Annotated in this window: 20 protein-coding genes; 10 read left to right on the plus strand and 10 right to left on the minus strand. The window is 35.4% G+C overall.

What is annotated here, in order from left to right:
* Positions 1-14: 14 nt before the first annotated feature.
* The 8 genes from HAV12_RS00610 to HAV12_RS00645 are packed head-to-tail and all read left to right on the plus strand — an operon-like array spanning position 15 to position 10,875.
* The gene (locus HAV12_RS00610; protein ID WP_171568028.1) at positions 15-644 is read left to right on the plus strand and encodes an outer membrane beta-barrel protein; all 630 of its coding nucleotides are present in this window, start codon (positions 15-17) and stop codon (positions 642-644) included.
* Between the two features lie 4 nt (positions 645-648).
* Entirely contained in the window at positions 649-1,020 is a 372-nt protein-coding gene (locus HAV12_RS00615; RefSeq protein ID WP_132032730.1) for a 3-hydroxyacyl-ACP dehydratase, read from the plus strand.
* 2 nt (positions 1,021-1,022) lie between these two features.
* On the plus strand, positions 1,023-1,508 hold the full coding sequence (locus HAV12_RS00620; RefSeq protein ID WP_132032732.1) for a hypothetical protein: 486 nt from the start codon (positions 1,023-1,025) through the stop codon (positions 1,506-1,508).
* 18 nt (positions 1,509-1,526) lie between these two features.
* A complete protein-coding gene (locus tag HAV12_RS00625; RefSeq protein WP_171568029.1) occupies positions 1,527-2,708 on the plus strand; it encodes a DUF2062 domain-containing protein in 1,182 nt (393 codons plus the stop codon).
* Between the two features lie 2 nt (positions 2,709-2,710).
* Entirely contained in the window at positions 2,711-6,391 is a 3,681-nt protein-coding gene (locus tag HAV12_RS00630) for a 1-acyl-sn-glycerol-3-phosphate acyltransferase (RefSeq protein WP_171568030.1), read from the plus strand.
* 1 nt (position 6,392) lies between these two features.
* Positions 6,393-7,910, plus strand: a complete 1,518-nt coding sequence (locus HAV12_RS00635; protein ID WP_171568031.1) for an NAD(P)/FAD-dependent oxidoreductase — start codon at positions 6,393-6,395, stop codon at positions 7,908-7,910.
* An 8-nt stretch (positions 7,911-7,918) separates the two neighbouring features.
* Positions 7,919-9,580, plus strand: coding sequence for a C45 family peptidase (locus tag HAV12_RS00640; protein ID WP_171568032.1), 1,662 nt, complete (start codon positions 7,919-7,921; stop codon positions 9,578-9,580).
* 2 nt (positions 9,581-9,582) lie between these two features.
* On the plus strand, positions 9,583-10,875 hold the full coding sequence (locus HAV12_RS00645) for a phenylacetate--CoA ligase family protein (protein ID WP_171571607.1): 1,293 nt from the start codon (positions 9,583-9,585) through the stop codon (positions 10,873-10,875).
* Positions 10,876-10,965: 90 nt separating this feature from the next.
* Here HAV12_RS00645 and HAV12_RS00650 read toward each other — a convergent pair whose 3' ends face one another.
* Positions 10,966-12,075: a hypothetical protein gene (locus HAV12_RS00650; protein WP_171568033.1), complete on the minus strand. Its 1,110-nt coding sequence runs from the start codon at positions 12,073-12,075 to the stop codon at positions 10,966-10,968.
* Between the two features lie 210 nt (positions 12,076-12,285).
* Between HAV12_RS00650 and dusB the strand changes: the two genes are divergently transcribed.
* A complete protein-coding gene (dusB, locus tag HAV12_RS00655; protein ID WP_171571608.1) occupies positions 12,286-13,278 on the plus strand; it encodes a tRNA dihydrouridine synthase DusB in 993 nt (330 codons plus the stop codon).
* Positions 13,279-13,414: 136 nt separating this feature from the next.
* Here the strand turns inward: dusB and HAV12_RS00660 are convergent, their stop codons facing one another.
* The 3 genes from HAV12_RS00660 to rbfA form a co-directional block, all read right to left on the minus strand.
* A complete protein-coding gene (locus tag HAV12_RS00660; protein WP_171568034.1) occupies positions 13,415-14,842 on the minus strand; it encodes an MATE family efflux transporter in 1,428 nt (475 codons plus the stop codon).
* Between the two features lie 172 nt (positions 14,843-15,014).
* Positions 15,015-16,214: an FtsX-like permease family protein gene (locus HAV12_RS00665; protein WP_171568035.1), complete on the minus strand. Its 1,200-nt coding sequence runs from the start codon at positions 16,212-16,214 to the stop codon at positions 15,015-15,017.
* 1 nt (position 16,215) lies between these two features.
* Positions 16,216-16,608 carry a 30S ribosome-binding factor RbfA gene (gene rbfA / locus HAV12_RS00670; RefSeq protein ID WP_047774669.1) on the minus strand — a complete coding sequence of 131 codons (393 nt, stop codon included), beginning with the start codon at positions 16,606-16,608 and terminating at the stop codon, positions 16,216-16,218.
* 227 nt (positions 16,609-16,835) lie between these two features.
* Here rbfA and HAV12_RS00675 point away from each other — a divergent pair, with 227 nt between their 5' ends.
* Complete coding sequence (locus HAV12_RS00675; protein ID WP_132032752.1) at positions 16,836-17,249, plus strand: HPP family protein; 414 nt, start codon at positions 16,836-16,838, stop codon at positions 17,247-17,249.
* A gap of 48 nt (positions 17,250-17,297) precedes the next feature.
* On the opposite strand, the gene HAV12_RS00680 is transcribed toward HAV12_RS00675, so the two are convergent.
* From HAV12_RS00680 to HAV12_RS00705, 6 genes are all read right to left on the minus strand, one after another.
* The gene (locus HAV12_RS00680) at positions 17,298-18,551 is read right to left on the minus strand and encodes a murein hydrolase activator EnvC (protein ID WP_171568036.1); all 1,254 of its coding nucleotides are present in this window, start codon (positions 18,549-18,551) and stop codon (positions 17,298-17,300) included.
* A gap of 23 nt (positions 18,552-18,574) precedes the next feature.
* Complete coding sequence (locus HAV12_RS00685) at positions 18,575-19,354, minus strand: DUF4292 domain-containing protein (RefSeq protein WP_171568037.1); 780 nt, start codon at positions 19,352-19,354, stop codon at positions 18,575-18,577.
* 14 nt (positions 19,355-19,368) lie between these two features.
* Positions 19,369-20,718 (minus strand): lipopolysaccharide assembly protein LapB, encoded by a 1,350-nt coding sequence (locus tag HAV12_RS00690; protein ID WP_171568038.1) that lies wholly within the window; start codon positions 20,716-20,718, stop codon positions 19,369-19,371.
* Positions 20,719-20,766: 48 nt separating this feature from the next.
* A complete protein-coding gene (locus tag HAV12_RS00695) occupies positions 20,767-21,783 on the minus strand; it encodes a sugar phosphate nucleotidyltransferase (RefSeq protein WP_171568039.1) in 1,017 nt (338 codons plus the stop codon).
* An 89-nt stretch (positions 21,784-21,872) separates the two neighbouring features.
* Entirely contained in the window at positions 21,873-22,307 is a 435-nt protein-coding gene (gene dut / locus HAV12_RS00700; RefSeq protein WP_171568040.1) for a dUTP diphosphatase, read from the minus strand.
* A gap of 44 nt (positions 22,308-22,351) precedes the next feature.
* Positions 22,352-23,812: a lipopolysaccharide biosynthesis protein gene (locus HAV12_RS00705; protein ID WP_171568041.1), complete on the minus strand. Its 1,461-nt coding sequence runs from the start codon at positions 23,810-23,812 to the stop codon at positions 22,352-22,354.
* Positions 23,813-23,905: the final 93 nt, after the last annotated feature.

Consider the following 23,905-nt stretch of genomic DNA (forward strand, 5'->3'; position numbering starts at 1 on the left):
TTAAAATAAATATCTTGAAAAAAACATTTTTACTTTTTGCCATTATCTTTTTAAGCTTTACAAAAACACAAGCACAAGTAACTTTCAGACCCGGAATTCAGGCTGGAGTTACTATCTCTAAAATAGAAAAAACGGAGCTGGATCTAAAAAGCAAAACAGATTTCTACATTGGTGGTTTTGGAGCGCTGAAACTTGGTAAAATTTATACTTTACAGCCTGAAATAACCTATTCGAGACAAGGATCAAAAGGTTCTGTTGAAGGATTTTATTATGGCCAATCACAAACTATAACTGAAAAAAGAAGCCTGGATATTTCGCTTCAGTATTTGTCATTTATAACCATGAATAAATTTAATCTCACGGAAAACATATATCTGCTGGCTGGTCCTTTTGTTGATTTTATGGTGGGTGATGAAGTGAAGTACGATAAATCAAATAATTTTTTTGCACCGATTTCAAAAGGGGAAGATATTGATTTTGGAATTATCGGAGGAGTTGGATTTAGCCTTCCAAAAGGAATTGCTTTTGAAGCAAGAATCAAAAAAGGAACAAGAGATGCATTTGATGATGTGAACGGATCGGCTACGGTAAATACGAATCTGGTTTATCAAATAGGTGCAGCCTATACATTCGGAAAAAAATAAAATTATGGTTTTAAAAGACTTCTATAAAGTACTTTCAGAAGAAGAAACAGGAGATGCCAAATATAATATTCGTATATTGGTTAATGCCAATCATGATGTTTTTAAAGGTCATTTTCCTGGAAACCCAATTATGCCGGGCGTTTGCATGATTCAGATTATCAAAGAACTGACAGAATCTATTACTAAAAGTACTTTGATGATTCAGACACTGACCAATGTAAAATTCATGGCATTAATAAATCCTGAAACGAATCCGGAATTGCGTTTAGAACTTGATATAACAACTACAGATGATGATTTGGTAAAGGTGAAAAACACCACCTATTTTAACGATACGGTTGCTTTAAAATTAAGCAATGTGTATAAAAAAATATAATTATGAAATTACTACTGTCAGTACTGCTCTGGATAAATTTTGCCGGAACCCCGGATTTGGCAAGCATTCGCAAAATGTATACTACTGCTCCGAAATCAGAGGCTTCTGCCAAAGATTTTGTAGAAAAACTTTCAGGCATTTCTACGACTGATGAAAAAATATTAGTGGCTTATAAAGCGGCTTCGATTTTACTGGATTCTAAATTCGAAAAGAAATTAGGCCAAAAAATGGAGCGTTTTAAAGAAGGTGCGAAACTATTGGAATCGACTATTGCGAATGAACCAAACAATATCGAAATCCGAATGATCCGCCTGAGTATTCAGGAAAATGTACCCGGAATTACAGGTTACAAGAAAAACATCAAAGAAGACAGAAAATATATCACTGACCATTACAGCGAGCAAAATGCTGCTTTAAAAGGATATCTAAAAGACTTTGTTCTGCAATCTAAAAGTTTCTCTAAAAAAGAGAAGCAATTTGTGCAGTAGACGAAGAAACCAAATGCAATGAAACCTGTAATACCACAACAAGAACTCCTTCCTACTATTAATTTTTGTGTCATTGTGCCCACGTACAATAATCACAAAACTTTAAAAAAGGTGCTGGATTCTATTTTAGATTTCACTCCAAATGTCATTATAGTTAATGATGGATCGACTGATGAAACAAGTGAAATCCTAAAACAATATACGCAGTTAACTCAGATTCATCACACCAAAAATTCCGGGAAAGGAATGGCTTTGCGAAACGGTTTCAAAAAAGCAATTGAAATGAATTTTGAATACGCCATTACAATCGATTCCGACGGACAGCATTTTGCTTCCGATATTTCTAATTTTATTGTTGAAATTCAAAATCAGCCGAATTCTTTATTAATCGGAAGCCGAAACATGACACAGGAAAATGTGCCTAAGAAAAGTAGTTTCGGCAACAAATTTTCGAATTTCTGGTTCTGGTTTGAAACCGGAATTAAGCTGGAGGACACACAATCGGGTTTCCGATTGTATCCGTTGCAGCTGATTCCGAAAAAATATTACACCAATAAATTTGAATTTGAAATTGAAGTTATCGTCCGCTCGGCCTGGAAAGGAATTGTCGTAAAAAATATTCCAATTCAGATTTTATACGATCCTGCCGAAAGGGTTTCCCATTTTCGTCCGTTTAAAGATTTTACCCGAATCAGTATTCTGAATACTGTTTTGGTTATCAATACGCTTTTGTACATTAAACCCAGAGATTTTTTCAGAAGAGCAAAAAAAAAAGGATTTAAGAAATTTTTCCTGGAAGATATTTTAGAAAGCAGTGATTCCGATTTCAAAAAAGCAGCCGCAATTGCACTGGGAATTTTTATTGGAATGTCTCCTTTTTGGGGATTCCAGACCATTTTGCTTTTGTTTTTCGCTACTTTATTTAAGCTTAATAAAGTCATTGCCTACCTGTCATCAAATGTGAGCTTTCCTCCTTTTATTCCCTTCATTATTTATGGTTCCCTGAAAATGGGAAGCTATTTTGTGTCCAGTGAAACTCCTTTAGTTTTAGACAGTTCGCTTACACTTGACGATATTCAGAAAAATGCAACGCAATATATCGTAGGAAGTCTTATTTTAGCAACCGTTTCCGCGTTGATTACAGGGCTTTTAAGCTATTTGCTTTTAACCTTTTTTAGTTCAAGAAAAAACAAAAAATAAACATGCATCATTATTTCTACGCTATTCATTTATTTGTAAATCGAAGAAAATCGCTGTCGGTTTTGTTTGCAGTTGCGATGCTTTTCCTTTTTGGTTTTTTTGCTTCCCGTATAAAATTTGAAGAAGATATTACCAAGCTTATTCCAACAAACGATAAGTCTGATGTTACGGCAAAAGTGCTGAAACAACTCAATTTTGCGGATAAAATTACCGTTATTTTCAAACTGGATAAAAACGGAACTCAGGAAGATTTAAAAGAAATGGCCACTGCTTTTTCAGACAGTGTTGCTGTATCGTGCAAGCCTTATATAACAGGAATTCAGGGAAAAATAGACGAAGAAAATATTCAGGAAACAATTGATTTTGTTTACGGCAATCTGCCTTTGTTTCTGGAAAATAAAGATTACACCGCTATTCAGGATAAACTGCAAAAAGACAGTATTGCAGCAACTGTTCAGGGAAATTACAAATCGATTATTTCACCGTCTGGATTCGTAACCAAAGATTTTATCCTGCAGGATCCTTTGGGAATTTCTTTTATTGCCTTAAAAAAATTACAACAGCTCAATGTGGGCGATGATTTTACGATCGATAATGGTTTTGTAATGACCAAAGACAAAAAGAAATTACTGCTATTTATTACGTCTAATCTTCCCTCCAGCGAAACTGAAAAAAACACCCTCTTTGCTGCCAGGCTTCAATCGATTCAGGAAAATTTAAATCAGAAATTCAAAACCAAAACGTCCATCAGTTATTTTGGTTCCGCTCTGATTGCTGTTGCCAACGCCAATCAAATTAAAAGTGATATTATCTTAACGACATCAATCGCGATGATTACGCTGATGTTGATTCTGATTTTATTCTACAGAAAAGTATTAATACCGTTAATCATTTTTCTGCCGACCGTTTTTGGTGCTTTGTTTGCCGTCGCTTTTTTATATTTTGTAAAAGAACAAATCTCCGCTATTTCTCTGGGAATCGGTTCTATTTTATTGGGAATCACGATTGATTATTCCATTCATATCCTGACACATTACAAACACAACAGCGATGTAAAAACATTGTACAAAGACATTACAATGCCGGTCATCATGAGCAGTTCTACTACTGCTGTTGCCTTTTTATGCCTGCTTTTTGTAAAATCAGACGCATTGAATGACTTAGGAATTTTTGCAGCTGTTATCGTTATGGCTTCTGCTTTTTTCTCCCTTTTGATTGTTCCTCATTTGTACAGGCCGAAAGAAAATAATTTCGACCACAAGAAAAATGTGATCGATAAACTGGCTCATTTTTCATTCCATAATAATAAAATCCTAATTGGTTTTTGTGTACTGATCACGATTGTTTGCTGTTTTACTTATAATAATGTGGGCTTCAACAATGATTTGTCGCAATTGAATTTTGTTCCGAAAGAAATAAAAGCTGCCGAAAAAGACCTGGAGGAAAGTACCAGTTTAACCTCCAAAACCATTTATGTTGCTTCGTACGGAAAAACGATGGAGGAAGTACTGCAAAACAACAGCCGCCTTTTTACTGATTTGTCTAAAGAAAAACAACAACAGAAAATATTAAATTTCAGCTCCGTTGGCGGAATCATGCTTTCGCAAAAAGAACAACAGCAGAAAATTGACCAATGGAATTCCTTTTGGGATTCGAATAAAAAACAGCTTCTAAAATCCCAATTGATTTCGGAAGGTTTAAAATTGGGTTTCAAACCAACGACTTATTCCAGCTTTTTTGAGCATTTAGATTTAGATTTCAAACCGATTTCAGCAACTGAATATCTAAAAGTTCAGGCTTTGCAATTGCATGAATTTGTCACAGAAAAAAATGGTTTTTTTACGATTTCCACTTTAGTAAAAGTAGGTCCCGGACAACGTGATGCATTTGTAAAATCGGCTGAAACCAAAAAGAATCTGATCGTAATTGACCGTCAGCAGATGAATGAAACTTTTTTCAGCACTTTAAAAACTGATTTTAATTCGCTCGTCAATTATTCTTTTGTTGCCGTAATCCTGATTTTGTTTTTCTTCTTCAGAAGAATCGAACTGGTTATTGTAAGCTGTATTCCGATTGCTTTAACCGGAATTGTAACGGCTGGAATTATGGGCATTTTTGGCATTCAGATGAATATTTTCAGTATGATTGTCTGTACGCTTATTTTTGGCCACGGGGTAGATTTCAGTATTTTTATGACAAGCGCATTACAGAAAGAATATACCAACGGAAAAAACGAAATTGCCATTTACAGAACGTCCATTATTCTGGCCGTCATTACCACTATTTTAGGAATTGGTGCCATGATTTTTGCACAGCATCCTGCCCTGAGGTCTATTTCTTCGGTTTCTTTAATCGGGGTTTTTGCAGCGCTTATTATTACGTTTATTTTCTATCCGATTCTCTTCAAAGTATTTATCTCCAACCGTTCAAAAAAAGGAAATGCTCCTTTTGAATTGCGAAGCTTACTTCATGGAATAATATCCTTTGCATACTACGGACTTGGCGGTATTCTAATGTCTGTTTTCAGCATGACTATCATGCCGATTCTTCCGGTTCGGGAAAAACCAAAAATGAAAGCATTTCGATATGTGATTTCAAAATTTATGAAATCTGTCCTCTATTCAAGCCCGCTTTTACATAAAAAAATCATTAATAAGTGTAACGAAAATTTCGATAAACCGGCTATTATTATTGCCAACCATTCGTCCTTTATCGACATTCTGGCGATGGGAATGCTGAGTCCAAAGATTATATTTTTGGTCAATGACTGGGTGTACAACTCTCCTATTTTTGGCGGTACCGTCAGAAAAGCAGGTTTTTATCCGGTTTCAGAAGGAATCGAAGGAGGTGTTGAGCATTTACGCCAAAAAGTAAACGAAGGATATTCCTTAATGATTTTTCCGGAAGGAACGCGTTCCGAAAGCAACCAGATTAATCGTTTTCATAAAGGTGCCTTTTATCTTGCCGAAGAATTTAATTTAGACATTGTCCCTGTCCTGATCCACGGTGCTTCAGAAGCTATTCCGAAAGGAGATTTTGTCATTCATCACAGTTATCTCACACTTTCTATTTTAGAAAGAATCACGCCCGAAAATCTTTCGTTTGGAAAAAATTATGGCGAAAGAACCAAACAAATAGGAGCCTTTTTCAGAGAGCAGTTTAGCAGCCTTCGTCACGAATTAGAAGGTCCGGAATACTGGAAAAAAATGCTTCTTCACAGTTATGACTATAAAGAAATTGAGGTCATCAAGAGTGTTAAAAGTAATCTGAAAACTCATTTTGAAACGTATCATAAACTCAATAAATATCTTTCGGCGAAAGCCAGAATATTACATTTGTCGGATGATTACGGGCAACTGGATGTCTTATTGACTTTACAGGAACCGCAGCGAAAAATTTATTCTTTTCATCATGACGAAGAAAAATCAGCCGTTGCCAAAACCAATTATATCGTTACAAAAAGAAAGATTTCTTATCTGGAAAATAGAGAGACCGCATTCGAAAATCAATACGATGCCGTTTTAATTTCCGATGAAAATTATAAAACTGATCTTGAAAAAATTATTTCCCTTACTTCATTGGTAATTTTAATTGATAGCTCGGGTTTAAAAAACACTTTGACTAACTTTGGTTTTCATTCTGTTTTGGATGAAGGTGCCCTAATTGTATTAAAGAAAAACTAGGATGAAAGAACATTACGATGTAGTAATTGTAGGTAGCGGTTTAGGCGGATTGGTGTCGTCTATAATTCTGGCTAAAGAAGGCTATAGCGTTTGTGTGCTTGAAAAAAACAATCAATATGGCGGAAACCTGCAGACTTTTGTACGGGACAAAACCATTTTTGATACCGGGATTCATTATATCGGTGGATTAAAGGAAGGACAAAACCTGTATAAATATTTCAAATATCTCGGAATAATCGATCATTTAAATTTAAAAAGATTAGATGAAAATGGTTTCGATATGATCTCTTTTGAAGACGATAAAATCGAATATCCCCACGCGCAGGGGTATGATAATTTTGTAAAACAATTGCAAAATTATTTCCCCGAAGAAAAAACAAATCTTGAAGCGTATTGCCGGAAAATAAGAACCATCTGCGATTCGTTTCCCCTTTACAATTTAGAGTGGGAAGGTAAATATGATAATGCTATTTTAGAATTAAATGCCAAAGCAACTATTGACGAATTTACAGAAAACGAAAAACTAAGAGCGGTTCTTGGCGGCTCTAATTTTTTGTATGCCGGAATTGCCGACAAATCACCATTTTATGTTCATGCACTTTCTGTAAATTCCTATATTCAGAGTTCATGGCGTTGCATCAATGGCGGAAGTCAGATTACAAAACAGCTCCTGAAACAGCTCAAAAAACACGGAGGAGAATTTTACAAACACAAAGAAGTAACTCATTTTCCCTCTGAAAATAACAAAGTAACTGCTGTAAAAATGAAAGACGGAACCGAGGTTTCCGGCACTTATTTTATTTCGAATATTGAACCGAAAACGACCTTAAAAATGGTCGGCGAAGAAAATTTCAGGAAATCATTCTACAGTCGCATTCAGAGTCTTGAAGGTGTGATTTCTGCCTTTAGCCTTTATATTGTTTTTAAACCTAAAACGTTCCACTACATCAATCATAATTATTATCATTTTAAAAAGAGTACAGAAGTCTGGACCTCTCATGAGTATGATGAAGAAACCTGGCCCAAAGCGTATATGGCGTCAATGAATGCTTCTAAAAAGGAGGAAGAATGGGCAGAAGGAATGACTTTTATTACCTACATGAAATTTGATGATGTCCTGCCGTGGACGGAAACTTACAATACGGCAGCTGATAAAAATGACAGAGGCGAAAGTTACGAGGAATTTAAGTCCCGAAAAGCCGCTAAATTTTTAGATGAAATTGAAATAAAATTCCCCGGAATCAGAGACTGCATCAGATCCGTACATACTTCCACACCGCTTTCGTACAGGGATTACATTGGTGGCGACGGAGGTAATATGTATGGTTACGTAAAGGATTCCAATAATCCGATGAAGACACTGATTGCCTCCAAAACCAAATTAGACAATCTTTACCTTACCGGACAAAGTATCAATATGCATGGCGTTTTGGGAGTTACCATCGGAGCGGTCGTAACCTGCTCTGAAATTATTGGAAAAGAATATCTCATTAACAAAATCAATCAGGCATCTGAATAATTAGTATCATGAAAAACCGGATCCATCTACTTATCTTTATTGGTTTATTAGGAGTATTGGTTTCTTGTGGTATCTCAAAATCAAAAAATCACCTGCCGGATATCGCGCATTACGAAGCCGCAAAACCGATTGTTACAAAATTCTCCGACAGTGTATTTCTTTCGGGTAAAAATTCCCTTTTAAAAAACAAACAAGGACTTTGGGAATTATACGTTGAAGGTAATCCGCTTGAAATTGGTCTTGTAACCGGGGCTCTTTCCGATTCTCTTTTAAAAAAGCAGGAGCAGATTTTTTTCTCCCGAATTGAAGATTTTGTTCCTTCAAAATTCCAGCAAAGGCTTCTTCGCAATTTTCTAAAATGGTACAACAGAAAATTATTCCAGAATGTACCTGATGAATATCAAACGGAGATTTACGGTGTTTCCCAATATGCTTCTCATGATTTTGACAACTTAGCCCCGCAATACCTGCGCAATTTATATTTGCATGCCGCACACGATATTGGTCACGCTTTACAGGATCTGGCTTTGGTAGGCTGTTCCTCTTTTGCTGCCTGGGGTGACAAATCTGAAGATGGTCATTTAATTCTGGGCCGTAATTTTGATTTTTATGTGAATGATGCTTTCGCGGAAAATAAAATCGTGGCTTTTATAAATCCGAAGGAAGGCCATCCTTTTATGATGGTAACCTGGGCCGGTATGATCGGCGCTGTTTCCGGAATGAATAATGAAGGACTGACAGTGACCATAAATGCAGGGAAATCTAAAATTCCAATGACGGCCAAAACACCCATCTCTATTCTGACGAGAGAGATTTTACAGCATGCACAAAATATTGAGGAAGCGATTGCGATCGCCAAAAAAAGAAAAGTATTTGTTTCAGAATCTATAATGGTAGGAAGCGCTCAGGACAACAAAGCGGTTTTAATTGAAGTATCACCGGAAAAAATGGATGTATTTGATGCTCCAAACAGCAGTCAGTTAATCTGTTCGAACCATTTTCAGAGCGATGCTTTTAAAAATGACGAAAGGAACCAATTGCAAATTGCCAATAGTCATTCGAAATATCGCTTTGACAGAATGCAGGAACTTTTTGCAGAAAGCCCAAAAATCAATCCCGAAATAGCATCCCAAATTCTAAGAAATAAAGAGGGCTTACAAAATATCGCTTTGGGTTACGGCAACGAAAAAGCACTAAATCAATTGATGGCGCATCACGGAATTATATTTAAACCGAAAGAAAAATTGGTCTGGGTTTCAGCAAATCCTTATCAAATGGGAGAATTTGTCTGCTATAATTTAGATTCTGTTTTTAAAGAAAGAAAAAACGAACATGTCGTTTCATTTGAAGAAGAAAGCCATAACATTGCCAAAGATCCTTTTCTGGAAACTACCACTTTCAAAAACTATCAGAAATTTAGAATTGAAGATCATAAAATAGATTCCTACCTGAAGAATAAAACCGAAATTACTTTTGATTTTATTCGGAATTACCAATCTTTAAACCCGGATTATTGGGTTGTGTATTATAAAGCAGGATTGTATTTTTACCAAAAGAAATACTTCCGGCTGGCTCAGATTAATTTTGAAAAAGCATTAACCAAAGAAATCACAACTGTTCCTGACAAAGAAGCAATTGAAAAATATTTAAAAAAACTCAAAAGAAAATGAAAATGATTCCATCAATAGAAAAGGATTCTTTAGAACAGATTAAAAATTTTCAGGAGCAGAAATTAGCGGAACTTTTAACGTATATCAGTCAGAATTCCCCTTTTTACAAAAGACTTTTCGCAGGGCAAAATATTGATCTTTCAAAAATAAAAACCCTGGAAGATTTACAGCATCTGCCTGTAACAACAAAAGAAGATTTACAACAGTACAATGATGATTTTTTATGCGTTCCGCAACATAAAATTATTGATTATGCTTCTACTTCAGGGACTTTAGGAGATCCTGTTACGTTTGGTTTAACTGATGCGGACTTAGACCGACTGGCGTATAATGAAGCCATTTCGTTTGCCTGTGCGGGAATTGAAGAAGGCGATGTCGTACAGTTAATGACTACAATTGACCGAAAATTTATGGCTGGTCTGGCTTATTTTCTGGGATTGCGAAAATTAAAAGTCGGCGTAATTCGGGTGGGTGCCGGAATTCCGGAATTGCAATGGGATTCTATTTTAAAATACAAACCTTCATACTTAATTACGGTTCCTTCTTTTTTACTGAAGTTAATTGAATATGCCGAAGCACACGGAATTGATTATAATAATTCAAGTATAAAAGGGGCCATTTGCATTGGAGAATCGCTAAGAAATCAGGATTTTTCGATGAATATCCTTTCCAATAAAATCACTGAAAAGTGGAATATCAGGTTGTTTTCGACTTATGCTTCTACCGAAATGAGCACTGCCTTTACGGAATGCGAACATGGCGTTGGCGGTCATCATCATCCGGAATTGATCATTGTTGAAGTCCTGGACGAAAATAATATTCCTGTAAAAGAAGGAGAAATCGGTGAATTGACTTTTACCACTTTAGGTATTGAAGCTATGCCTTTATTGCGTTTTAAAACAGGCGATATTGTGCAATTGCATAACAGCCCTTGTGCCTGCGGAAGAAATACGTTGCGCGTTGGTCCGGTTGTCGGGCGCAAAAAGCAAATGATTAAATACAAAGGAACGACGCTTTATCCGCCTGCCATGAACGATGTTTTAAGTGATTTCGACAATATCGAAAATCATATTATTGAAATTTCAACCAATGATTTAGGCACGGATGAAATTGTAATAAAAATTGCCGTAAAAAATCAAACTCCTGAATTTTTACAGGAAATAAAAGATCACTTCAGAGCCAAATTAAGAGTAACGCCAAGGATTGAATTCGCTTCAAAAGAAACTTTAAATCCTTTGGTTTTTAATCCAATGAGCCGAAAACCAATTCGATTTTTTGATTATAGAGTTCAATAGTAAGTTTCAAAGTTGCAGAGGTTCAGAGGGGCAAAGGCTTATAATCCGAATAAAAAAAGCCTGGTTGATACCAGGCTTTAGATTCAAAATTTACATGTCGAATAACTCTAATACTCCGGTAGACTGAATTATTTGTGGAGTTGTTGAATAGGACTGATTGTTCGCATCGATAACTCTGAAATACAAGTCGTAATAAGTTGATTTTACAGATGTTCTGGTAAATAAGTACAATGGATTTCCAGTACCAATCTGAGTGTAAAATGAAACTGGATCTTCATGACGCTTAATCCACCAGCTGTATTGCTGATAAGGAGTCGTTCCTCCGGAAACTGTTGCAGACCAGGATCCCATTGATGCTTTTGTTACATAACTGGAACCTGTAAAACTGGCTGTAAGTGCTGGAGGAGTATTTGAAGCTAACACAAAACTGTATGAACTTGTCACTGTTTTTGGAAATGATAAACCATTTATTACTACGCCTGCCTGATGTTTTGCATTTAATGTAATACTATAGCTTTTTGCTACTGCATTATCTTTTACTTTTAATGTAAGTGTGATTCCATCATTTGAGATTAGTTGTAAATTATCGGTATCATACACCCAACTATATTGTACTCCTAAAGAATGAGCATCGTGCTGAAGTGAAACTGAAAAAACCTCTCCTCTTATCGGAGCAGTAACGGGTTTATTTAAATCTACATTTAGAGAATAGGTTCGATAGTAACTTTTTGCAGTATTCAGGTAATAATATCCAATGCAATTTTTATATAAAGCATTTAAACCTTGTTTCGAATAGACAGTAGTATTTCCACTATCAGTAATTATGGCGGCGTGGTCAATCGCTTTATAATTACCTGTCTGATAATCTGTCAAATTATTCCAGTATAATACTTTTGTTGCTTTATTACTGTTGTCTTCCTTAAATATACCTGTTGCAATATAAGCTTGATATATTTCTGCATTGTCCATTGGTTTTTTTTCTTCTGTTTCGCTTAAAGAAAAAGCAAGTCCAAAGCAGTTATAAGAAGTATCAGCCGGACCAATTAAGGCAGGTGTACTGCAGTCTTCTGCTGCTATCTTTTTAGTGCTGACTGTGTTTTTTGTCACTGAAATTTCATCATTTTGCTTCATGGTTTCTTCAGAGCACGAAAGCATTGTTAAAGCCATAAATGACATGAAAATAAATTTTAAGTTTTTCATAGATTTTGATTAGTTTTTTGGGTTTAATAATTTATTACTCAAATATATGTGATTTTAAGATAAATACTACAGTATTAATTTTACAGAATAGCAAACTTTACTTTTTTTCGTACTGAGTTAAATCTTTGTCCCTCTGGACCTTTGCCCCTTTGAACCTCTAAATAGCAATCAATTAAACTAAATGTTGTAATTTTGCACAAAATATTGAAGATGGTCAAGATTGGCAACATAGAATTACCCGAATTTCCTTTACTACTCGCACCGATGGAAGATGTGAGCGATCCGCCGTTTCGCAGATTATGCAAAACACATGGTGCTGACATGATGTATTCTGAATTCATTTCGTCAGAAGGATTGATTCGTGATGCGATCAAAAGCAGAATGAAGCTGGATATTTTTGATTACGAACGCCCGGTTGGAATTCAGATTTTTGGTGGTGATGAAGAAGCGATGGCACTTTCGTCTAAAATTGTCACAACCGTAAAACCCGATTTAGTGGATATCAATTTTGGATGTCCGGTAAAAAAAGTCGTTTGCAAAGGTGCCGGTGCAGGAGTTCTGAAAGATGTTGATTTGATGATTCGTTTAACCAAAGCGGTTATCAGAAGTACTGATTTGCCTGTTACAGTAAAAACACGTCTGGGCTGGGATGATAACTCAATTAACATTGATGAAGTTGCCGAAAGGCTTCAGGATATTGGTGTTCAGGCTTTAACAATTCACGCCAGAACGCGTGCGCAAATGTATAAAGGCCACGCCGATTGGTCGCACATTGCAAGAGTAAAAAACAACCCAAGAATTACAATGCCAATTTTTGGAAATGGCGATATCGACAGTCCTGAAAAAGCACTAAAATATAAAAACGAATACGGCATCGACGGAATCATGATTGGTCGTGCTGCAATTGGTTATCCGTGGATTTTTAACGAAATTAAACATTACTTTAAGACCGGTGAGCATTTAGCTGCTCCAACGGTTGGTGATCGTGTTGAAGCCGCCAGAAATCATTTGCAATGGTCTATGGACTGGAAAGGTGAACGTTTAGGGATTGTAGAAATGCGTCGTCATTATACCAACTATTTCAAAGGAATTCATTCTTTTAAAGAATATAAGCAAAAACTGGTTACGACTGATGAACCTGAAATTTTATTCGCAATTATGGATGAAATAAAAGAGGTTTATGCCGGATACGAGTTTGTCTAAAAAATAATTTTAACCGCAAGGAACGCTAAGATTTATCCTGGTGTTATGATAAAAATTGCAAAGTTCGCAAAGCTATAATTGATATAGCCTTGCGAACTTTGCGGTTAAATTCTAAAATATTGGCTGTAATTTCATTTTACACCTGAGTTCGTTTCCACTTCCCTCTTTTGTAAAAGAAAATACCCGCCAGTGTTATGGCCGTTTCAGCAACCGGAATTGCTATAAAAACACCCGTTGGTCCCATCTGAAAATGTTTTGCCAATATAAAAGCCAACGGAATCTGAAACAACCAAAAGCCGAAGAAATTAATTCCGGTTGGTGTCCAGGTATCTCCTGCCCCGTTGAAGGTATTAATCAGTACCATTCCGATTCCGTAGAAAATAAAACCTATACTCATAATCTGTAAAGCTTCAACGGCAATGGTTTTCACCATTTCATCATTGGTAAAAAAGGAAATAATATATTTTCCGAAACATAAGGTTATGACCATAATGGTAGCCATAAAGATCACATTGTATTTGGCCGTGGTGTAAACCGATTTTTCTGCACGATCAATTCGTTTTGCACCTAAATTTTGTCCAACCAAAGTTGCGGCTGCATTGCTTAATCCCCAGGCCGGAAGTATAAAAAACATCATGATTCGCAGTGCCGTCTGGTATCCTGCAGATCCATGATCACCTCCGGTTGTTGCCACGAGTTGCGCCAGGAAAATCCAGCTGCAGGATGCGATTACGAATTGTAACACTCCGGGAGCAGCAATTTTTATCAATGCTTTTATTTGTTTAAAATCAGGAATAAAATACGATGCAATGATCTTTAAAACACCCTTACCAAAAAACAAATGGTACAATTGATACAGAACTCCAATGCTTCGTCCCAAGGTAGTCGCAATGGCAGCGCCCGTCAACCCAAAAGCGGGAACGGGACCAAAACCGTTAATTAATACCGGACATAGAATAATATTGCAAATATTGGCCAGCCAGAGACTTTTCATGGCAATGGCAGCGTTTCCGGCTCCGCGAAAAATTCCGTTAATCAGAAATAAAAGCATGATGCACAAACTTCCTCCAATCATAATCTGTGTAAATCGGTAACCGTGTTCCGCAGCATCAAGAGACGCACCCATCAATATCAGAATATCTTTGGCATAAATAAAACCCAGAATACTCATTACACTATTGATTACAAAAGCTATAATGATGGCCTGCATACCTGCTTTTGCGGCGGCAATCGGATCTTTCTCTCCGATTCGTCTTGCTACAACTGCTGTTGCGGCCATACTAATACCAATCGCAACCGAATACACTATTGTAATTACAGATTCGGTTAAACCTACTGTCTGTATCGCAAAACTGCTATGCTTCAAATGCCCGACAAAATATAAATCGACCAGTGCAAACACCGATTCCATCATCATTTCCAGAACCATAGGAATGGCCAGGAGAATGACTGCTTTTTTAATGCTTCCGGTAGTATAATCAAAAGATTCGTCTCCTTTGATCGCTAATTTTAAAGTGGTGAAAATTTTAGAAAATAAACTCTTTTGTATTGTTGTTTCTGTCATGATATAATAGGATAAATGATAAAATTAGCCCAGATATAATAGATCTGAACTGAAGAAAAAAAAACGTAAGTATCCTAATTATTCGAAAAATAAAATAGGATTAGGCAGAAACAATCATAGACATGAGTTTTTAAGGGGATAAATATAGGTAATTATTTTATACGGAAGGGTACTAATCTAACAGCTTTTTACTTACCCGGCTGCTGGCAATTAAAGAAGCCACAAAGCCAAGAGAAACAATAGTTCCCATCACAATAAGTACATTTTCTAAAGTAAAAACTACAGGATATGCCAAAGTTGGCGTAATCATAATCAACTCATATTCCTGTTGCAGCAGTACTAAAATAATCCCCAGAACAAGACCAATAATACCTCCGAAAACACTTAGTAAAGTGCCCTGAAGCAAAAAGATTTTTCTCAGATGACTGATTTCCGTTCCTAAATTAAAAAGGGTTTTCAGATTTCCTTTTTTATCTAAAATCATCATGATCAAAGCACCAATCAAATTAAAAAGTGCGACGATAATAACTAAGGTGAAAATCAGGTAAACGGCAATATTTTCGGTGTTGAGCATTTTATACAAAGACTCATTGAGTTGTGCCCTGTTCTTTAAAGTAATCTTATTTTTAAAAATCTTTTCCAATTGAGAATTGATAGCCGCTTCATCTGCATTCTCTTTCAGATTCAATTCAATTCCCGAAATCTGATTGGGTTTGTACATCAATAATTCCTGTGCCAGTGCCAAATCGGTAAACACATATTTCGAATCCAGATCCTCACTAATCGAATAAATCCCAACTGGTAAAACATCCGTTTTATTAAATGCTTCCTCCGGATTTTCAAAGGCTCCTTTTCCGGGTTTAGGGGCAAGGATCTGCAATGGATTTTCAAAATCCAATAATCCCATAGAAAAATCTCGGGCAATTCCATAACCAACAACAACCTGATAGGTATCCGGTTTCAGCCATTGTCCGTTAAACAGCTTTTTTTTGATGTCGTTTACCACTACATAATTGCTGTCAACTCCTTTTATGTAAGTAACCTGTTGCTTGTCTTTAAAAATAAACAAAACACGTTCCTCGATAATTTTAGTATATGACGCTACACCGTTAATTTTTTTAATCTGAATTTCCTGATCGGGTGTCAGTAAAAATGATTTTCCATACGTACTGGTCATTTTTAAATCCGGATCGATTTCATTTGTAAACGAAAGACTAAAAACTTTTAGCCCGCTAAAAACAGATAATACGACAAACAAAGCCATTGTACCAACAATAATTCCCATGCTGGCAATACGATTGATAATATTTATAGCATTGTTTTTACTTCTGCTAAAAATGTAACGTTTGGCTATGTAAAGCGGAAAATTCAATTTATGACTTTCTTCTTTTTTCTAAAAGATCACGATTTTCAATTGGGTTTTCTCTGTTTGACAATGCGTTGTCAATTTTCTCAATATAATCTAAAGAGTCATCAATAAAGAATACCAGGTTTGGTACACGACGCAATTGCAAACGTACACGCTGAGATAAATCGTGTTTGATTAAAGTACTGTTCGATTTAATTCCTTCTAAAGTTTCTTTGGCTTTCTCCTGAGGAAAGATGCTTAAATATACTGTTGCCACTGATAAGTCTGAAGTAACACTAACTTTGGATACCGAAATTACTAAATTATTAATTCCGTTTTTTCGCACTTCACCTTGCAAAATATCAACCAAATCTTTTTGGATGACACCGCCTATTTTTTTCTGTCTATTTGTTTCCATACTGCAAAAATACTATTTTAAATTTCAATCAATACAATTTCAAATAAACAATAAAGTGATTTTTAAACTCTTCTTTATTTCAATTTCGATTTTAGACTCTTTTTTTTAGTTAAATAAAAAGTAACAACTTTATAAAAAGCCAAAAACTACTGTTTTGAAGGTGACAAAAATCATGTTTTATATAAGAAATATTCTACATATTTGACGCGAACAAAACAGCTTTAATTATGAAAAAAAGAGAACCAGTCAGTCACATCATGACTAAAAGTGTCATTACCGTAAATCAAATGGATGACCTCAAAGAAGTAGTCGCAAAACTAAAATCAAATGCTATTCGGCACATTCCTGTTGTTAATGGCAACGAAGTTATTGGTATTATAAGTCGTTCGGATATCAACAGACTTACTTTTGGCGCTTTATTTGAAGGCCAGGAAGGTGCTGATGAAGCGATCCTCGAAATGCTTTCCATTGCACAAATAATGACTTCCAAACCTAAAACTGTTTCACCTGAAACCAGTATTCGGGATCTCGTTGAGATTTTTGCAAAAGAAGAGTTTCATGCTTTACCAGTAGTTGATAAGGGAATCCTAAAAGGCATTGTCACCACAACCGATGTGATGCACTATTTTTTAGAGCAATAGATTGAAAAAATTGAAAAAAAAAAGGAGCTTCACTGAGCTCCTCTTTTTTTATCTGTTTTGTAACCATCCTTCCGGATTATTATTAGATGTGTTTTGAAGAATCAAAAACTTAATAATTGTTTTACCGGTATCTCCGCTGGTTCTTACTTTTCCAATACTTTGTTTAATATTTACCTTATCTCCTTTATTTACAAATACCTGACTCAAATTTTGATATACGGTAAAATAATCTCCGTGCTGTATCATAACGGCCCTGTTTATTGGAGATAAAACCATAATAGTGGAAACTTCACCTTCAAATACCGCGCGGGCATTTGCGCCTTGTTCGGTTGTGATCTCTACTCCAGAATTATGAACCGTTAGTGACGGATAAAGCGGGTGAGGCTGATCTCCATAACCCAGCGAAATAAATCCTTTTTCTACCGGCCATGGCAATTTTCCACGGTTTGCCTTAAAGTCTGCCGCTAAAATTTTTCCTTCCGGCGTTAATGCAATTTTAGAAGAGGAAACTGGTGCATTTGATGGTGCCGATCCCGGATTGTCTTTTGCTTTTTCAAGAGCGGCTTTTCTATTAGCCTCAGCAATAGCTTCGCGGATCAAACGATCAATTTGTCTGTCAATTCTTTTCGCTTCCTGCTGTTTGCTTCTTGTATCTGCAATGATTTTATTTTTATCTTTTTTAATGGAGTTCACCAGCTTTTGCTGCTCTTTTTTCTCAACTTCCAAAGCCAGTCGCTCTTTTTGATTTTCAGCAATAATTTTCTTCTTGTCTTGTCGCTGACCATTCAGTTTTGCATTGAAATCGACCAATTGTGCACTTTTTGACTGAATTTCTAATCCTTGGTTTTTTCTGAAATTTGTATATTGCTTTAAATACTGTGCTCTTTTATAGGCCTGTAAAAAACTTTCCGATGATAAAATAAACATCGCTCTGCTTTGCTCTGAACGGCTTTTATAAGATTTAAGGATCATTTTAGCATAATCTTCTTTTAAAACTGTCAGTTCTTTTTTTAACTTATTTACCTTAACCTGGTTAATGTACATATCATTGCTCAGCAATTTTTCCTGCTTGGCTGTTGTATTGATCAGTTTTTCCTTCAGCTTGATTTTGTTTGCCTGAATTAAAAATACATTTACCGCTGATTTTTCTTTTTTCTTTACGGATTGCAACATTTTTTCGTTGTCTCTAATTTCCTGCTGAATCTGAGCTTTTCGCTGTTCAAGTTTTTCTTGTTGCGAATCTTGTGCCCACAACATTGTAGTGGCGCATATAAAAATTAGGCTTAGGAGAAATTTTGGCATGTTTCTGTTTTCTTTTTGCAAATTTACTTAATTATAACCTTTTTATAGCCACTTGGTACACTATAAGGAAAAGAAAGTTCTTCGTTGAATGTAATATTGTTGTAATTTAAATTAATGTCTGTTTTTCCTTTTGGCTGAACCGCATTAATTTCGATTGCTGTTGGAATTGTTCCCTGGTCAAACGTTTTATTATCAGAATATCTAATTTCTAACATTCTGTTTTCCGAAGGCTGTGAAATTTGTTCTTTTTGCAGCAAATATTTTTCCGGTTCCAGAAAGAACGTTTTTTTAATATTGGTTTCTTTTTCATCATCCAGACGGAAAAGATTTTCTACAATTGCCTGCGTATATTTTCCTTTTCTTAAATCGTCTAAAGCTTCTCCGATTAATAAATTTTGCACTTTGCTGTAATCCAGTTCTGTTCCCAGCCATTTGCTCAGACTCGTAAAATCACCTTCGTAATATGTGCTGTTTATTTTTTCATAATAACTTACGGTTGTTGGTGTAATCAAAGCTTTTGCCATTGTAATTCCAAGAAATCGAACACTTACTAAAATCTGCTTGTCTTTTTCAATTTTAATTTCGGCAGAAACATTCTGGCTTTGTTTCTCATCAACATATCTGGCACTCGATTTTATGTATAATGTCTTGAAATTTAATTTATTTTCGTAATGTTTATCAATTGCTTTTTTGTCCGTTTTTGTCTCAACAACTGCAGCACTATTATTTTGTACGGCAACCGCTTTAGATTTGCAGGAAATCACAAAAATGGATACCAGTAGTAAGGCTATATATTTTTTCATCTAATCTTAGTCTTTTATTTTATTTTCTTTAATACTTCATTTGCCTTCAAAAAGTATTCCTCTTTTTTCTTAGCGTCTCCCAGCCCATTGTAAGCCTCACCTAGCTGAATATTAAAATTTGCTTCCAGCTTTATATCATCAACAACATAATCAAGTCCCATTTCTAAAACGGTTTTTGCATTCTTAAATTGTTTCAACTGATTATTTCCCAAACCGGCATAGTAATAAAACTGTGGCTGACTCGGATAAACTTCAATCATATACATCGCCCTTTTTGTCAAAGGTTCAAATTGTTTTGCCTGCGTATACGCTTCAAGCAAAAGTAAATTGGTCTCCCGATCTGTATCTGAATTAGATTTCAACTCTTTCTCATAATACTTAATCGCATTTTCAAATTGATTTTTACTGTGATAAAATTTTCCGATTTCTTTCGCAACGTCGATTTCCTTATCGTTGTCAAAATAAGAAATTGCTTTTTCCAGATCCGGAGCGTACTGTGGATTTTTATTCACATAGATCAAAAACTCATTTAAGGTACGATGTTTTATTTTGGAATCAATTTTGGAACTTGACAAAATTACATTCATCGCCTTAATGGCTTTATCAGCTTGATTGGCTTCCAAATATCCTTTGAACAGGCTCACCTGCGCCCATTCAGAAGTTGGAATTTCTTTTGCTAACTGCTTTGCAACATCTAAGGCTTTATCTGTTTCTTCTGCTTTCGAATATAAAAAAATCAGGTTGACATAATTGGATTCTTCTTTTGGATTTTTCTTAATCTCACTGATCAAATTACCAATTTCAGCATTCTGATATTTCCCCTGGGATAAAATCTGGTTTTTATAAATTTCCCGATCTGATGATTTTCCAAACTTATCATTCATTTCGTTAATCGCAATCAATGCTTTATCCTGTTGATTGGTAATCATATACAACGAAATCAAATCATCTTTATACTCTTCATCAAAAACAATAATTTTCTGAATGGTTTCAATTGCCAGAGGATAGTTTTTGGTTTCAAAACTTACATCATAAATTCCTAACCAGAACCATTTGTTTTTTGGGTCTAACTGAGTCGCTTTTTCGAATGAATCCTGTGCGTTTCTGTACTGTTTTAAAGCCAGATAATTTTTGCCTAATTCGAAATAAGCAACAGCATCATTCGGTTTTAGCTTAATACATTTCTCTAAGGACTGAATGGCTTTATCGTAATTTTCAATTCCTTTTTGCTTTAATGATTCATAAAAAGAGTCCAGATATTGATCGGTAGCCATAGCAATATCTTCCGGTTCGGTCTGAGCCATAACAGAAGCTGTGTTGCTAAACAGAGCAAAAAATAAAATTACCCAAAACCCTTTTTTCATCCTTTTTATAATTCTATTCCTAATTAAAAGAATTTTTAAATGCCTAAACTATTCTAAAACAGAATAATCACCAATACTGATACTGGTAAACTTACCATCATAAACAACGTGATTTCCTATCATCGCATTGTCTAAGTTAGCATTTTTAATTTGTGAATAGGTCTGTACTAAACTATTTTTAATAGTGCTGTCAATAACATGGCATCCTTTTCCCAAGGAAACATTAGGTCCTACAGTTGCATTTTTCAACACTACATTTTCTCCGATATAACATGGCGGAATAATTGTCGCGTTTTCTAATACTACATTATAATCAACTAAGTGTTCTCCGTCATTATGTAAAAAACCCAGCATTCTTGTATTCGTTTCAACGGTTACATCTTTGTTTCCGCAGTCCATCCATTCATCGACACTACCGGTTTTAAAAACTTTTCCGTTAGCCATCATGGCCTTGATTCCATCATTGATCTGATATTCTCCTCCATTTTGAATGTTATTATCCAAAACATTCTGAAGTTCTTTTTTCAAATCACCAACTTCTTTAAAATAATAAATACCAATAACTGCTAAATCGCTTACAAACTCTTTTGGTTTTTCAACCAGTTCTGTGATTTCATTATTTGCATTTAATTTTACTACTCCAAAAGCTTCCGGTTGTTCTACCTGTTTTACCCAAATTACAGCATCTGCTGCCGGATCTAATTCAAAATCTGCTCTGATTAAAGTATCAGCGTAAGCAATTACGGCTGGCCCTGACAGAGATTCTTTGGCACACATAATAGCATGTCCGGTTCCTAAAGGTAAATCCTGACGGTAAATAGATGCTTTCGCACCTAAGCTTCCGGCTAATTCTTCTAAACTTGCCACAAGATCATCTCCAAAAAAAGCAGCATCTCCCAGTATGAAAGCAACTTCTTCAATTGGTTCTTTTAATATTTCGGCAATATCTTCAACCAATCGATGCACAATTGATTTTCCTGCAACCGGAATTAATGGTTTGGGAACAGTTAAGGTATGTGGTCTAAGTCGTGATCCGCGACCCGCCATTGGAACTATTATCTTCATTTGTCTTTTTATTTTTTATGGGAAGATTTGAAAATCTTCTATTGGTTTGGTTTGTTGTAAAGTTTGAGACTGAAAGCTGGGACTGTAGACTATTTTACGCCCGTACTCCCAAAACCACCTTCGCCTCTGGAAGTTACTGAAAGTTCTTCCACTTCAATCCACTCCGCTCTTTCATGTTTGGCAATAATCAATTGTGCAATTCTTTCCCCGTTTTCAATTACAAAAACTTCATTGGACAAATTTACTAAAATTACCCCTATTTCTCCTCTGTAATCAGCGTCTACGGTTCCGGGTGAATTTAAAACAGTAACTCCTTTTTTGGCTGCAAGACCACTTCTTGGTCTCACCTGTGCTTCGTATCCTATTGGTAATTCAATGAAAAGTCCCGTTTTTACAATGGTTCTTTCTAATGGTTTTAACGTAATTGATTCATTCAGATTAGCACGTAAATCCATTCCTGCCGAAGCAATAGTTTCATAATTTGGAAGGTCGTGCTGTGATTTATTGATAATTTGTATTTTCATTTTTATTTAAAATCTTAAAAACAAAACTGGATTTAAAACCAATCTTATTTCCTATTCATAATTCCTTTGATGGTGTCTTTTTCGTTGTGATAAACAAAGTAAATAAAGACTAAAAGCAGCGGGATGCCAACATAATATTTTTCCCTGAATCCATAAAAAGAAACAGCAGAAAATAGAATTGAAATCCCTAAGTAAGCGCCTATTTTTTTCATATCATACGGTATTGGATAATACTTGTTTCCTAAAACATAGGATATTAACATCATTGAACCGTAGGCAGAAATAGTAGCAATTGCAGATCCGTAATAACTGTATTTTGGAATCAGCAAGTAATTCAAAATCAATGTCACAATTGCTCCAACAATAGAGATGTAAGCTCCGATTTTAGTTTGATCTGTAAGCTTGTACCAAACCGATAAGTTATTGTAAATTCCTAAAAAGAAATTTGCCAGTATGATTAGGGGCACCACTTTCATAGCTTCCCAATATGCTTTATTATCGAGTAAAAGAAACTTTAAAAAGTCTGCAAATACAATAACACTCAATAAAATCATCGAGCCAAAAATCACAAAGTATTTCGTGATAACAGCGTAGGTTTGAGGTGCGTTTGCATTTTTAGAATGGCTAAAAAAGAACGGTTCAATACCCAGTCTAAAAGCCGTTGCAAACAAAACCATAAACAAACCTAATTTATAACAGGCCGAATAAGCCCCAACTTCCGATTTCGCCAGATTTTCCGGCAATAAATAACCCAATAAAATTTTATCAAAATGTTCGTTAACGGCAAAGGCAAGTCCTGCTACAAGAATTGGCAAACCGTATTTCATCATTTTCTTCCAAAGAACAGGATCAAATTTTCGTCCAAGCGAAAGATAATTTGGAGATAAAACCACAAAAGTGGCCAAACTGGCCAATAAATTAGCAATAAAAATATAAGCAATCTGAAAGTTCTCTACATATAAGTTATCCCAAACAGAATTAGGATGAGATGCTGCCAGTTTTGGTAAGTAGATTAAAAAGAAAAAATTCAGTACCATATTAATTACCACATTCCCAATTTTTATGGCCGCATAAACCATTGGCCTCTGATTAGCCCTCAGCTTGGAAAATGGAACTAAAACCAATGCATCCAGAACTAAAATCCAAACAGAATAGGTAATATATTGCGTGTCGACTTCAGCCCAATTGGCCAGCGTATTTCTAAAAATTAAAGCAGCAAACAAAAATCCTATTGAAGACCAAAAAATAGATATCGTAGCCGTTGCAATGACATTTTTCTTATCTTCTTCGGCACTGTAAAACCTAAAAAAAGCAGTTTCCATTCCGTAAGAAAGTACTACATTAAAGAATACCATCCAGGACAAAACAATGGAAACTTCCCCGTATTCTGATGTTGGTAAAATACCGGTATACAATCTTACTAATAAAAAACTTAGCATTCGCGGCAAAACCGTTGCTAGTCCGTAAATAGCAGTTTGTTTAAATAGATTCTTATATAATCCCAAAATATATTCGTAATAAAGTTTGTGAAACAAAAATAACCATTTCTTTGGTTAATTATTGCTTTTCTTGATTCAATAAAAAAACTTACATATGAT

The organism is Flavobacterium sp. CLA17 (genome assembly GCF_013112255.2).
Lineage (GTDB): Bacteria > Bacteroidota > Bacteroidia > Flavobacteriales > Flavobacteriaceae > Flavobacterium > Flavobacterium circumlabens.